The organism is Sphingomonas sp. SORGH_AS_0879 (genome assembly GCF_030819175.1).
GTDB lineage: Bacteria > Pseudomonadota > Alphaproteobacteria > Sphingomonadales > Sphingomonadaceae > Sphingomonas.
In genome coordinates this window covers 2,762,826-2,775,574 of sequence record NZ_JAUTBJ010000002.1, presented here as the reverse complement: position 1 = coordinate 2,775,574, position 12,749 = coordinate 2,762,826, and the positions used below count along the sequence as shown (strand labels likewise).

The following is a 12,749-nucleotide window of genomic DNA, read 5'->3' as shown; positions in this document are numbered from 1 at the left end:
TGTCGATCGGCCCTAAGTCACGCCCGGTAAGGTCAGCCGCATGGTGGTGCCGGTCCCGCCCTCGACCAGTTCCAGCGTCCCGCCCGCCCCGACCAGCAGCGCCCGCGCGATGGGCAGGCCCAGGCCGGTGCCGCCGCTCGCCCGGCGGGAGGTGAAGAAGGGCTCGAAGATCCGTTCACGGTCCCCCGGCGGGATGCCGCCGCCATTGTCGGCGATGGTGATCACGACCGGCTCGCCCCGCTCGACATGGATGGTCAGCCTATCCGCCCCCGCCTGGGCCGCATTCTCGATCAGCATCGTCAGCACCGCCTCCAGCGTCTGCGCGGCGAGGGCGATGGGGATGGCGGCGGACGGCGCGGTAACCGTGATGGTAAGGTCCTCCCGCCGATGCGCATCGGCCAGCTTTCGCACCGTCGCCACCGCATCGCTGGCGTCATTCGCGCCCGCCCCGCCCATATCCGCCCGCGCCAGATCGAGCAGGCGCGAGACGAGCAGGGTCAGCCGCTGCGCATCCGCATCCGCATTGGCGAGGAAACGCGCGCGCTCGGTCGCGGACATGGTGCCGCCGTGATCCTGGAGCAGTTCGATCGCGCCGCGAATGCCGGTCAGCGGCGTCTTGAACTCATGGCTGACCGCATGGGCGAAATTGCGCAGATAATGCGACCGCGCCTCGATCGCCTGCGCCATGGCGGCGAAGTCGCGATAGAGGTCCTGGATCTCGATCGCGGCGGTGGCGGGTATCGCAGGCACCGTGCCGCGCCCTGCCGCCACATCGCGGCTGGCGTCCTGCAATTCCTCGATCGGGCGGGCGATGGCGCGGGACAGCACCCCCGACAAGAGGATCAGCGTGCCGAGGATCGCCAGCACGCCGATGACGATCTTCCCCCAATCCTGATAGAGCCCGATGAACAGCGACCGTGCCGAGCGCGAGAGCAGCAGCACGCCGACGACCCGGCCGTCGACCCATATCGGTCGCGCATGGTGCACCCGCGTCGCCGCCGCGCGCGACAGCCAGTCGAAGCGGTAGATCGCCTTGTACCGCCCGTCACGGCGCAGGACGGTGCGGGGCGTGCCGCCCAGGGCCGCCTCGACCTCCGGCAGATCGGCATAGCTCCCCCGCCGCGCGGTGCCGGTGACGATCCGGCCATCCCGGTCGAGCAGGATGATCGAGGCGAGCGTCGCGGCGCGGGTGTCGGCCAGCATCGGGGTCAGCCGCACCTCCGCCTGCCGGGCATCGGGGGCGGGCGGCGGCGCAGCGACTGGGGCGGGGCGTTCGGGCAGGATCGGCGTCGCGCTGAGATCGACCGAGGTGGCGTTGGCGCCATAGGGGCTTGGCGAGACCGACCCCCCGCGCCGGACGGCGCGTTCCGGAACGGCGGCGGGCCAGAGCGCCCCGGCACTGGCCGCCAGCGCCGCCCCTTGCGCCACCAGTTCCGCCTCGGTCTGGCGAACCAGCGTGTTCTCATAGACGCGCAGCGCCACCGCCCCCACACCCGGCAGCGCGGCGACCAGGAAGAAGCTGGCGAACAAATAGGTCCGCAGCGCCAGGCGGGGCCAATGCCGCTTGCCCCAGGCCTTCAGCCGCGCGATCACGCGCCCGCGCCGGTGCAAGCCCCCAGGCGATAGCCGATGCCCGCGCGCGTCTCGATCAGGTCGCTGCCGCCCCGCTCGGCGAATTTGGCGCGCAGGTTGCGGATATGGCTGTCGACGGTGCGGTCGGTTACCGCGAAGCCGGGCCCGTGCAGCCGGTCGATGATCGCGTCGCGCCCGAACACCTTGCCCGGCATCACCGCCAGCGTGCGCAGGATCGAGAATTCGGTGACGGTCAGCGGCACGTCCGCCCCGGCCCAGCGCGCCTGCCACCCCTCGATATCCAGGGTTAGGCATCCGTGTCGGATGACCGACCCGGCATGATCGACGCTGGGCGGATGGGCATGGGTCCGGCGCAGGATCGCCATGACCCGCGCCACCACCTCGCGCGGGGAGAAGGGCTTCACGACATAATCGTCCGCGCCCAGCTCGATCCCCAGCACCCGGTCGATCTCGTCATCGCGCGACGACAGGAACAGGATCGGCGTGTCCCCCTCGGCCCGCAGCCGCCGACAGACCTCCAGCCCGTCCATGCGCGGCATGTTGATGTCCAGCACGACCAGATCGGGCCGTCGCGCGGCGGCCTCGACCAGCGCCGCCTCGCCATCGGCCGCTTCGACCGTGTCGAGTCCCGCCTTGCCCAGCGCGAAGACCAGCAATTGGCGGATATTGGGATCGTCGTCGGCGACCAGGATCGTGCGCGGCATGGGGCACAGGATCATGACCGGGCCGCCTTCGTCAACGGGGTCGCCGCCGCTTCGGTTTTCAGCGGCTCACCGCAGGAGGTCAGGATATGCGGGGCAGGGCGTTTCCCGACCAGCGCATGGGCCGCCGACAGCCGTCGTGCATCGCGCCAGGTCCAGCTATGCCAGTCGGCCTGCCGGTGTGCGGTTTCCGACATGGTCAGGCCGATGAGATTGGCGGTACGCTGGCGAAGCACCGGCCCCGCCGCGCGGCGTTCCAGCGCGATCAGCGGCAGCAGCGCGGACGGCCCCAGATACTCCAGATAGCAGAGGTCGAGATCGGCGGCGCTACGGGCATGAACGACGTTCCACTGCGCCGCGATGCCGCCCAGATCGCTGGCGCATCCGGCGGTCAGCACCACGCCCGCCGCCAGCGCATTGGCGTTGACCAGCCACCGTGCCGAATATCCGCACAGCATCCGCCAGCCGATCAGGATCAGCCCGACCGCGACCAGCGCCATCCAGGCGAGCGCCGCGATCCGCCATCCGGTCAGCGAATAGGCGGCGATATAGTCGAGCGTCCGCAGGATGCTGGATGCGACCAGCAAGACATTCTGAGCGACCCACAACAGGATCAGACGGCGCAGCGTCCGGCTCTCACGCGCCGCGCCATCGGGGCGCGCGGCGAGCAACACGAACCCGCCCGCCAACAGGGCGGTCACGATCAGCGGATAGGCCCCCTGATGCGCATAATCGGCCAGCGTCACGCCCTTTGGCAGCGGGGCGCCGCTCCACAGAAAGGCGATGTCTAGCGCGTTCTGGATCGCGAAGATCAGATTGAACGCCGCCAGTGACAGGATCAGCGTGCCGTGCGCGAGGTGTGGCATCGCGGCGGCGTCCCACTGCAAAACTCCGGTCTTTAGCAGCGTGCGGCGCGGCCGCAGGCTGGACCAGACCAGAATGAGGAAGCAACCCGAGAAGATGAGCCGGAGCAGCAGGGTCGACAGATCGGGAAAGCGGATCGCGGCAAAGGCGTTGGCGATCACCGGATTGGCCTGTGCGAACAGGGTCAGGAACACCGCGCTGCCGATCACCGGCACGACCAGCACGACCGCCACCTTGACGATCCGGCGGTGATCGCGCCGTCCCTCCGCCCGCGCCAGTCGCCGGGCGTCGCGAAGCGGTGCGACGATGCCCAGCACGCCATGGGCGAACAGCCGCCCGGCCCATCGGATCGCATCGTCGAACCGTCGCAGCGGCAACAAGGTCGCCGAGCCGATGGCGACGAGGAACAGCAGGGCCTTGAGGGGCCCCGGATCGTCGACTAGCATCACCCCGAACAGCGTCGCCATCGCCAGCGCGACGCGTGCCGCCCGGCTGGCGCGGACATCGACGCGGGTCAGCGTCAGGATCACGCTCCACGCCAGCGCGAAGCCGCCCAACGTCCAGCCAGGCTCCTCACTATAGAAGAACAGATGCGCCAGTCCGATCAGCGCGCCCGCGCCGATCAGCTTGACGTGAAAGCCATGGTGTCTGGACATATATGCGGTCATGCCGATCTCCCTCGATGGGAGCCTTGTGCCGGTCGGCCATCGAGGCGGGGCGGTCGGTCCGGCGATCATCCTGTCCGGATCCCGTGCAGAAACGGTGCAGGGGCGCGGCGGGGACCATTGCGGCGGATGCGCCGATAATTCGCTTTGCACAGTTGCTTCAACATCTTAGCGTTCGTGCCTCATGCCATCCGACACGGGAGTATCCATGCAGCGTCGCCAGTTCCTCGCCTCCGCCAGCCTTGCCACGGTCGCCGCCGCCTTGCCGGGAATGGCGCGCGGAGCGGAGGGATCGCGCGACGGGGAATTGCGCGCGATGCTGGACCGCTTCTTCTACGTCCGGCTGGAGGACAGCCCGGAACAGGCGACCTCGCTGGGGCTCGATACCGGCCCGCGCGCGGCGTTGAAGAGCAGGCTCGGCGACGCCTCCCGCGCGGGCGAGGCGCGGCAATTCGCCCGCGCCAAACAGGAACTGGCGGCGTTGCGTACCATCCCTCGCACCTCGCTGGGGCCGGCGGCGCGGCTGGACTATGACATCGTCGCCTATGGCCTGGACCGGGTGATCGCGGGCGAGCGCTTCGCCTATGGATCGAGCGCGGGCCGCTATGCCCCTTATGTGCTCAGCCAGTTGTCGGGCGCCTATCGCGACGTGCCCGACTTTCTGTCCAGCCAGCACCGGGTCACCCATGCCGCCGATGCCGACGCCTATGTCGCGCGGGTCGAGGCCTTCGCCAATGCAATCGATGCCGAGACGGCGCGGCAGCGCGAGGATGCGGGGCGGGGCGTCTTCGCCCCCGACTATATCCTCGATACGACGCTGAAACAGTTGGCGGCGGTGCGCGACAAGGCGCCCGAGGCGACCGGCCCCGCCATGGACCTGGCGGCCAAGCTGAAGGCCGCGCAACTGCCGCCCGAGCGTGCCGCCACCGTCGCGCGGCTGATGGGCGAGCGGGTCTTCCCCGCGCTCGACCGCCAGCGGGCGCTGGTCACCGAACTCCGCGCCAAGGCGGTGCACGACGCGGGCGTCTGGCGCTTGCCGGACGGTGCGGCCTATTACACCGCCGCTGCCGCCGCCGCGACGACCACCAATATGGCGGGCGATGAAATCCACCGGCTGGGGCTGGCGCAGGTTGCCGAGATAAGCGCGCGGCTCGACGGGCTCTTGAAGGCGCAGGGGCTGACCCAGGGCAGCGTGGGCGAGCGGCTGGTCGCGCTCAACAAGCGGCCCGATCAGCTCTATCCCAACACCGATCCGGGCCGCGAAGCCCTGCTGGAGCAGCTTCGTGCGCAGGTCGCGGCGATGACCCGTCGCCTGCCCGAGCAGTTCGCGACGCTGCCCAAGGCCCCGGTCGAAATCCGCCGGGTGCCGGAGGCGATCCAGGCGGGCGCGCCGGGCGGCTATTACCAGTCCGCCTCGCTCGACGGATCGCGGCCCGCCATCTACTTCATCAACCTGCGCGACACGTTCGACCGGCCCAAATTCGGTCTGGCGACGCTGACCTATCATGAGGCGGTGCCCGGCCATCATCTTCAGGTCATGTCGGCGCTGGAGAGCCAGGATATCCCGCTCATCCGTCGCCGGGGCTTTTATTCCGGCTATTCCGAAGGATGGGCGCTCTATTCCGAACAGCTTGCCGACGAGATGGGGATGTATGAGGGCAATCCGCTGGGGCAGATCGGCTATCTGCAATCGCTGCTGTTCCGCGCGACCCGGCTGGTCGTCGATTCGGGGATGCATGCCAAGCGCTGGAGCCGGGAGAAGGCGACCGACTATCTGATCGCGACCACCGGCATCGCACGCGGGCGCAGCCAGGGAGAGATAGACCGCTATACCGTCTGGCCAGGACAGGCGTGCAGCTACAAGATCGGGCACACGGTCTGGACCCGCCTGCGCGACGCCGCCAAGGCCAAGGCGGGGGCGGGATGGGACCCCAAGCGGTTCCACGAGGTGCTGACGCTGGGGGCGATGCCGCTCGACGTGCTGGAGCGGGTGGTGCGGGAGCGGATGGCGTAACGCTTGGCCAATCGCCCTGGTCGCGGATAGGGTCGTGGCGGAGGATAATGATGATGACCAAGCCACGCCCGTATCTTGCCGCCCTGACGTTGTTGTTCGCCGCCCTGTCTTTCGGTGGTGGTGCGGCGAGCGCGGCGGACGGGCCATCGCGCGACCTGGGCGACTGGACGCTGGCGCCGAGCGAGGATGGGCAGGGGTGTTTCCTGACCCGCGTCTACAAAAGGCCGGGCGATACGACGCTGCTGCTGGGGTTGGACCGGGATGGGTCCAATCATCTGACGGTGCTGAACGACAATTGGTCGATCAAGCCCAGGGAGCGGCTGGCGCTCGACTTTCGGCTGACCATTGGCGGTTATCCGAAGCATTTCGCGGTCGGCCTCAACTCGGACGGAAAGCCGGGTTTCGTCACCAGCTTCGAAAGGGCCTTCCTGGCCTATCTCGCCCGGTCGCAGCGACTGGATATCGCGCGGGGCGATGTGCCCGTCGAACGGCTGGCGATGGACGGCAGCGGCACGGCGATCGCGGCTCTGCGCGATTGCGTTGCCGCCCGAAAGAGCGCACAGAGAAAGGCTCCCAGGGAAGACCGGGGTAATGACGGCATCCCGCGCGACCCCTTCGCCAAGCAGTCGGATCGCAGGCGCTGAATTCTGAACCAAGACTTAACAGGTCGAGTTGTTTGGCAAGTCTTGGCGATTATTTTGCAGTAAACGCTTAGTCGAAAAACCGGCACGGTCGAACAGAATTGGATTGTCGAACCTTTTCCGCTCAGCTTCGTTGTTGCGGTTGGTTAACGACTGAAAGAACTGTTATGTCTGCTTTTGCCTCCAAATCCCTTCTCGCGGTGGTGACCCTGGCTGGCGCTGTCGGCCTTAGCGGTTGCGCCACCAAGTCCTTTGTCCGCGAACAGATCGCTCCGGTCAGCCAACGCGTGGATTCGCTGGAGCAGCGGCTCCAGCAGACCGACGGCACCGCCAAGGCGGCGCTGGCGGAAGCGCAGGCCGCCTCGGGTCAGGCCCAGGCCAATGGCCAGCGGCTGGATCAACTCGGCGGTCGCGTCGACGGTGTCGAACAGCGCCTGACCGTGCAGGAACAGAAGCCCGCACGGCGCCCCCGTCATTGATCCCGACGCCATTGATCGACTGCGCATCGATCCGATAAATTGAAGCCCCTTAGCTGTGCCGGTCTTCCCATCGCGGAGGACCGGCCATTTTTGTCGAGTCGCCTGTTGCCGATGATCCCCATATTGGCGCCGCTGATCGGTCTTGCCCTGGCCACCCCGGCCGTGACCGATGTCCACCGCCCCAAGACGGTCCGCGCCGCGCCCGCCAGGACGGCGCGAAAGGCCCCGCCGACCAAGGCGGATGCCGCGCCTCCGATCCTCCCTTCGCCGGATGTCCAGCGGGTGATGTCCTGGGTCAGCGGCTCGGGCGACAATCGCGGCCTGCCCTGGGCGGTCGTCGACAAGGCCCATGCCGCGCTGTTCCTCTTCGCCCCCGATGGCAAGCCGCTGGCCGCCGTGCCGGTGCTGATCGGGATCGCGCCGGGTGACGAGGCGAGCCCCGGCGTCGGGACCAAGACACTGGCCGCGCTCGGCCCCGCGGAAAAGACCACGCCCGCCGGGCGCTATCTCGCCAAGTTCGGCCTGCCTGTCGCAGGCGAGCGGGTGCTGTGGGTCGATTATGCGACCTCGGTGGCGCTGCATCCGATCCCCAAGGATGCCGGAGCGAAGGAGAAGCGGCGTGAACGGATGCTGTCCCCCACGCCCGACGACAACCGCATCACCTTCGGCTGCATCAACGTGCCCCAGGCCTTCTATGCCCGGCAGTTGCGCCCGACGTTCCGGAAAAAGGGCGGCTATGTCTATATCCTGCCCGACACCAAGTCGCTGGAAGATGTGTTCCCCCGCCTGCGGGCATTGCCGCCGCTTTGACCTTTTGTTGCCGGGGCGCGGCCGATTCGATTGATGGTCGCGATCCGGCCGCCGTCGTCCAGCAGCACCTCCGCCAATTGAAAATTGCTTCGCATCAATGACGGCCCGGTGAACAGTTATAATCGACACCCGTGATTAGCTGGGATAAGCCGGTCAGATGGCAGACATTCCTCAGACCCCGCTGCTCGACACGGTCCATACCCCCGACGATCTGCGTCGGCTGGCTCCCGAACAGTTGCGGCAACTCGCCGACGAATTGCGGACCGAGACGATCTCGGCGGTCGGCACCACCGGCGGTCATCTCGGTTCCGGGCTGGGCGTGGTCGAGCTGACGGTCGCGATCCATTATGTCTTCAACACCCCCGACGACCGGCTGGTGTGGGACGTCGGGCACCAATGCTATCCGCACAAGATCCTGACCGGGCGGCGCGATCGTATCCGCACCATCCGCCAGGGCGGCGGCCTGTCGGGCTTCACCAAGCGGACCGAGAGCGAATACGACCCCTTCGGCGCGGCGCATAGCTCGACCTCGATCTCGGCGGCGCTGGGCTTTGCGATCGCCAACAAGCTGGCGGGCACGCCGGGCAAGGGCATCGCGGTGATCGGCGACGGCGCGATGTCGGCGGGCATGGCCTATGAGGCGATGAACAATGCCGAGCAGGCGGGCAATCGCCTGATCGTCATCCTGAACGACAACGACATGTCGATCGCGCCGCCGGTGGGCGGCCTGTCGGCCTATCTGTCGCGCATGGTGTCGAGCCGCGAATTCCTGGGCGTGCGCGACGTGCTCAAGAAGCTGGCCAAGCGCTTCCCGCGTCCGATCCAGAAGGCGGCGCGCAAGACCGACGAGTTCGCGCGCGGCATGACCATGGGCGGCACGCTGTTCGAGGAACTGGGCTTTTATTATGTCGGCCCGATCGACGGCCATAATCTGGACCATCTGATCCCGGTGCTGGAGAATGTCCGCGACGCCGAGGAAGGCCCGATCCTGATCCATGTCGTCACAAAGAAGGGCAAGGGCTATGCCCCGGCCGAGGCGGCGGCGGACAAATATCACGGCGTCCAGAAGTTCGACGTCATCACCGGCGCACAGGCCAAGGCCCCTCCGGGACCGCCCGCCTATCAGAATGTGTTCGGCGAGGCGCTGGCCCGCGAGGCGGAGAGCGATCCGCGTATTTGCGCCATCACCGCCGCAATGCCCTCGGGCACCGGGCTGGACAAGTTCGCCGTGACCTATCCCGACCGCTTCTTCGACGTGGGCATTGCCGAGCAGCATGCCGTGACCTTCGCGGCCGGTCTGGCGGCGCAAGGGATGCGGCCCTTCTGCGCGATCTATTCGACCTTCCTCCAGCGCGCCTATGACCAGGTCGTCCATGACGTGGCGATCCAGAATCTGCCGGTCCGCTTCGCGATCGACCGCGCCGGGCTGGTCGGGGCGGACGGGGCGACCCATGCGGGGTCGTTCGACGTCACCTATCTGGCCAGCCTGCCCAACATGGTGGTGATGGCCGCCGCCGACGAGGCGGAACTGGTCCATATGGTCCATACCTGCGTCAACCATGACAGCGGGCCGATCGCGGTTCGCTATCCGCGCGGCAACGGCGTCGGCGTGGCGCTGCCCGAGACGCCCGAATTGCTGGAGATCGGCAAGGGGCGTGTCGTGCGTGAGGGCAAGAAGGTCGCCATCCTCTCGCTCGGCACCCGTCTGGCGGAGGCCCTGCGCGCCGCCGACACGCTGGAGGCGAAGGGGCTGTCGACCTCGGTCGCCGACCTGCGCTTCGCCAAGCCGCTCGACGAGGCGCTGATCCGCCGGATGCTGACAACCCATGAGGTGGCGGTGACGATCGAGGAGAATGCGATCGGCGGCCTCGGCGCGCATGTGCTGACCATGGCGTCGGACGAGGGGCTGATCGACGGCGGCCTCAAGCTGCGCACCATGCGCCTGCCGGATATCTTCCAGGATCAGGACAAGCCCGAGGTGCAATATGCCCAGGCCGGACTGGACGCCGATGCGATCGTCGAGACGGTGCTGAAGGCGCTGCGCCACAATAGCGCCAACGTCCCCGAAGGCGCGCGGGCGTGATCCGCGGCTGGACCGCCGTCATCGTCTTCACGACGCTGGCGGTGGTCATGATGATCGGGTTGAATGTCCGCATGTGGCGGCGAATGAAGGCCGTCACGGCGGCGGCGAAGGCGGCGCGGCATGAGGCCGACGTCGCTTCATCCGAACAGGACTCCAGCCGCCGTTCAGCCTGAGCGAAGTCGAAGGCTACGCCGCGCCATCCGCCAGGTACATCACCTCGGCTTTGTCGGGGGTGGGATTAGAGGCACGGCGTTTCCTTTGGCCTTCGACTTCGCTCAGGCTGGACGGAGGAGGGGGAGGGGACGTCTCACCTCCGTTCGCGCTGAGCGAAGTCGAAGCACATGCCCGGCCATAGGCCCCGAGCGCCGGGCTATCCTCACCGCCCCAGATAATGCGCCTGCGCCGCGTCCGTCGCGTTGACCGCCAGCACGGCGCGCGCATCGCTCGGCGATAACGGCCCCGAAGGCGTCGGGCGATCCGTGCCGCTCGCGGCGATCACCCGGTCAAGCAGTTCCTGACCTTCCTGCCACCAGCCCAGACCGCTGGCCGCATTGATATGCCCCTGGTGCCCGGCATCGACGAAATGGCTACCCCAATCGACCGCCAGGCTGTGCGCGCGCTCGATCGAGATCCAGGGATCGTCCTGGCTGGCCACCAGGATCGAGGGGAAGGGCAGCGGCGTGCGCGGCGACGGCGCGAAGCCCTTCAACGCATCCGGCGCATCCGCGCGGTCGACATCGGCGGGCGCGACCAGCAATGCGCCCGCGACCGGCCAGCCATAGGGTTGCGGCGACAATTCCGCCCACCAGGCGACGGCCAGACAGCCCAGCGAATGCGCCGCCAGGATCACCGGCGCCTGCGCCTGGCGGATCGCCTGATCGAGCCGCGTGACCCACGCATTGCGGTGCGGCGTCGACCACATGCCCAGTTCGACCCGGATCGTGTCGGGTCGCGCCTCTTCCCACAGGCTCTGCCAATGCGAGCGGCCCGAGCCGCCCAGCCCGGGTACGGTGAGGACCGTCGGTTTGCGGGCCTCATAGGATGCGAACGAACCCATATGGCGTCTCCTCGATTCCGGGTCGGGTCGACTCCCGATCCAGGTAGTCAATCTATTCCTACTAAAAAGATAGGCAATAGCTTTCGAGCCCAGTGGATCGTGGCTTGCGACGGGCCGAGCCGGGGGGTAGGGGCGGGGCATGGCCAAGCTGCGTGTCGACCAGATGCTCGTGGACCGCGGACTCGTGGAATCCCGTTCGCGCGCGCAGGCGCTCGTGATGGCGGGCCTGGTCTTTTCGGGCGAGACGAAGATCGCCAAGCCCGGCCAGCAATTGTCGGAGGATGCCGCGCTCGACGTGCGCGGGCGTGACCATCCCTGGGTGTCGCGCGGCGGCATCAAGCTGGCGCACGGGCTGGAGCATTTCGGTTGGGACGTGACCGATGCGGTGGCGATCGATGTCGGCAGTTCGACCGGGGGCTTTACCGACGTGCTGCTGCAAAAGGGGGCGGCGCGGGTCTATGCGGTCGATAGCGGCACCAACCAGCTCGCCTGGTCGCTGCGGCAGGACCCGCGCGTCATCGTCCATGAACAGACCAGCGCCCGCATCCTGACCGATGCGCATATCCCCGAACCCGTGAACATGATCGTCTGCGATGCCAGTTTCATCGGGCTGGCCAAGGTGCTGGAGCGCCCGCTGAGCTTCGCTGCCCCGGACGCGCGGCTGCTCGCGCTCATCAAGCCGCAGTTCGAGGCGGGGCGTGAGGAGGTCGGCAAGGGCGGGGTGGTCCGCGATCCCGCCGTCCACGCACGCGTCTGCGATCAAGTAGTCGCCTGGCTGACCGAGGCAGGATGGCAGGTCGCGGGCGTGACCCGAAGTCCCATCACCGGACCCGAGGGCAATATCGAGTTTCTGATCGCCGCATCCCGAAATTGAACGGCTCGGCCCATATAAAATTCACCTTATCCGTTTACTGTCTGTGGCCGGTGCGGCACACCCACGGGCATCATGGCGAAAGAGGGTCAATTGGGTACGATCGCGTCGAAGGGTCAGTTGCGGATGTCCTTCCTGCGCTGGGCGGTCGTCATCGTGCCCCTTGTTCTGCTGCTGGGTTTCGCATCGGGGCGCTCGGTGCCCGCAGGCAGCGAGAATGGCTGGTATATGGCGCTCACCAAGCCCGAGCTGACTCCGCCCGGCTGGGTGTTCCCGGTGGCCTGGACGACGCTCTACGTCCTGATCGGTCTGGCGCTCGCGATGATCGTCCATGCGCGGGGCGCTCGCGGGCGGGGCGTCGCCATCGGCCTGTTCGTGGCCCAGTTCGCGCTGAACCTGGCCTGGACCCCGCTGTTTTTCGGCGCGCACAAGGTCGGTACGGCGCTGGTCGTGTTGATCGCGATCCTGCTGCTGTCGATCGTCACCACCGTCGCTTTTTCGCGGATTCGGCGCGGGGCGGCGTGGTTGATGCTGCCCTATCTGGTGTGGCTGTCCTTCGCCGGGGTGCTCAACTGGCGGATCGGCCAGCTCAATCCCGATGCGGAAAGGCTTGTGCCGAGCGCCCAGACCTCCCAAATGCTGTGAAACGAATTTTGGGAATTTGATCATGCAGGCCGATAACAAGCTGTTCGACGATTTCGCCAAGGTGATGAACGGCCTGGCCGGTACCGTCGCCGGCATGGGCCGCGAGGCCGAGGCGAGCGCCCGTTCGCGTGCGCGCGAGTGGATCGGCGGACTGGATTTCGTCAGCCGCGAGGAGTTCGAGGTCGCCAAGGCGATGGCGGTCGCCGCACGTGACGAGGCTGATGCGCTGAAGGCGCGCCTGGATGTGCTGGAGGCGCGGCTGGGTGGTTCGGCGACGGCGACGACCGGGGTCGAATCCTGACTTCCCTAAGTCGTTCCGATCGCTG

General features: G+C 67.6%; 13 protein-coding genes. 9 read left to right on the top strand and 4 right to left on the bottom strand.

The annotated features are described in order from the left end of the window. Positions 1-12 precede the first annotated feature (12 nt). From QE379_RS13575 to QE379_RS13565, 3 genes are read right to left on the bottom strand one after another with little or no spacing between them, the layout of a single operon-like run. The gene (locus QE379_RS13575) at positions 13-1,593 is read right to left on the bottom strand and encodes a HAMP domain-containing sensor histidine kinase (RefSeq protein ID WP_307001222.1); all 1,581 of its coding nucleotides are present in this window, start codon (positions 1,591-1,593) and stop codon (positions 13-15) included. After that, on the bottom strand, positions 1,590-2,297 hold the full coding sequence (locus QE379_RS13570; protein WP_307001221.1) for a response regulator transcription factor: 708 nt from the start codon (positions 2,295-2,297) through the stop codon (positions 1,590-1,592). The genes QE379_RS13575 and QE379_RS13570 overlap by 4 nt, the downstream gene beginning before the upstream one ends. An 11-nt stretch (positions 2,298-2,308) precedes the next feature. After that, positions 2,309-3,826 carry a DUF4173 domain-containing protein gene (locus tag QE379_RS13565; protein ID WP_307001220.1) on the bottom strand — a complete coding sequence of 506 codons (1,518 nt, stop codon included), beginning with the start codon at positions 3,824-3,826 and terminating at the stop codon, positions 2,309-2,311. Positions 3,827-4,031: 205 nt separating this feature from the next. On the opposite strand from QE379_RS13565, the gene QE379_RS13560 reads away from it, so the two are divergent. From QE379_RS13560 to QE379_RS13535, 6 genes are all read left to right on the top strand, one after another. Continuing rightward, complete coding sequence (locus tag QE379_RS13560; RefSeq protein ID WP_307001219.1) at positions 4,032-5,837, top strand: DUF885 family protein; 1,806 nt, start codon at positions 4,032-4,034, stop codon at positions 5,835-5,837. A 53-nt stretch (positions 5,838-5,890) separates the two neighbouring features. Continuing rightward, the gene (locus tag QE379_RS13555; protein ID WP_307001218.1) at positions 5,891-6,481 is read left to right on the top strand and encodes a hypothetical protein; all 591 of its coding nucleotides are present in this window, start codon (positions 5,891-5,893) and stop codon (positions 6,479-6,481) included. 164 nt (positions 6,482-6,645) lie between these two features. Next, positions 6,646-6,957, top strand: a complete 312-nt coding sequence (locus QE379_RS13550) for a hypothetical protein (RefSeq protein WP_267435198.1) — start codon at positions 6,646-6,648, stop codon at positions 6,955-6,957. Between the two features lie 111 nt (positions 6,958-7,068). After that, complete coding sequence (locus tag QE379_RS13545; protein WP_307003220.1) at positions 7,069-7,767, top strand: hypothetical protein; 699 nt, start codon at positions 7,069-7,071, stop codon at positions 7,765-7,767. Positions 7,768-7,924: 157 nt separating this feature from the next. Continuing rightward, the gene (gene dxs, locus QE379_RS13540; protein WP_307001217.1) at positions 7,925-9,850 is read left to right on the top strand and encodes a 1-deoxy-D-xylulose-5-phosphate synthase; all 1,926 of its coding nucleotides are present in this window, start codon (positions 7,925-7,927) and stop codon (positions 9,848-9,850) included. Continuing rightward, complete coding sequence (locus QE379_RS13535; RefSeq protein WP_307001216.1) at positions 9,847-10,023, top strand: hypothetical protein; 177 nt, start codon at positions 9,847-9,849, stop codon at positions 10,021-10,023. The genes dxs and QE379_RS13535 overlap by 4 nt, the downstream gene beginning before the upstream one ends. Before the next feature lie 203 nt (positions 10,024-10,226). On the opposite strand, the gene QE379_RS13530 is transcribed toward QE379_RS13535, so the two are convergent. After that, positions 10,227-10,907 (bottom strand): alpha/beta hydrolase, encoded by a 681-nt coding sequence (locus QE379_RS13530; protein WP_307001211.1) that lies wholly within the window; start codon positions 10,905-10,907, stop codon positions 10,227-10,229. 139 nt (positions 10,908-11,046) lie between these two features. On the opposite strand from QE379_RS13530, the gene QE379_RS13525 reads away from it, so the two are divergent. The 3 genes from QE379_RS13525 to QE379_RS13515 all read left to right on the top strand — a co-directional run bounded on the left by QE379_RS13525 (position 11,047) and on the right by QE379_RS13515 (position 12,724). Beyond that, positions 11,047-11,781 (top strand): TlyA family RNA methyltransferase, encoded by a 735-nt coding sequence (locus QE379_RS13525; RefSeq protein ID WP_307001209.1) that lies wholly within the window; start codon positions 11,047-11,049, stop codon positions 11,779-11,781. 72 nt (positions 11,782-11,853) lie between these two features. Beyond that, positions 11,854-12,423, top strand: coding sequence for a TspO/MBR family protein (locus tag QE379_RS13520; protein ID WP_307001206.1), 570 nt, complete (start codon positions 11,854-11,856; stop codon positions 12,421-12,423). Between the two features lie 22 nt (positions 12,424-12,445). Further along, a complete protein-coding gene (locus tag QE379_RS13515) occupies positions 12,446-12,724 on the top strand; it encodes an accessory factor UbiK family protein (protein WP_307001204.1) in 279 nt (92 codons plus the stop codon). Positions 12,725-12,749: the final 25 nt, after the last annotated feature.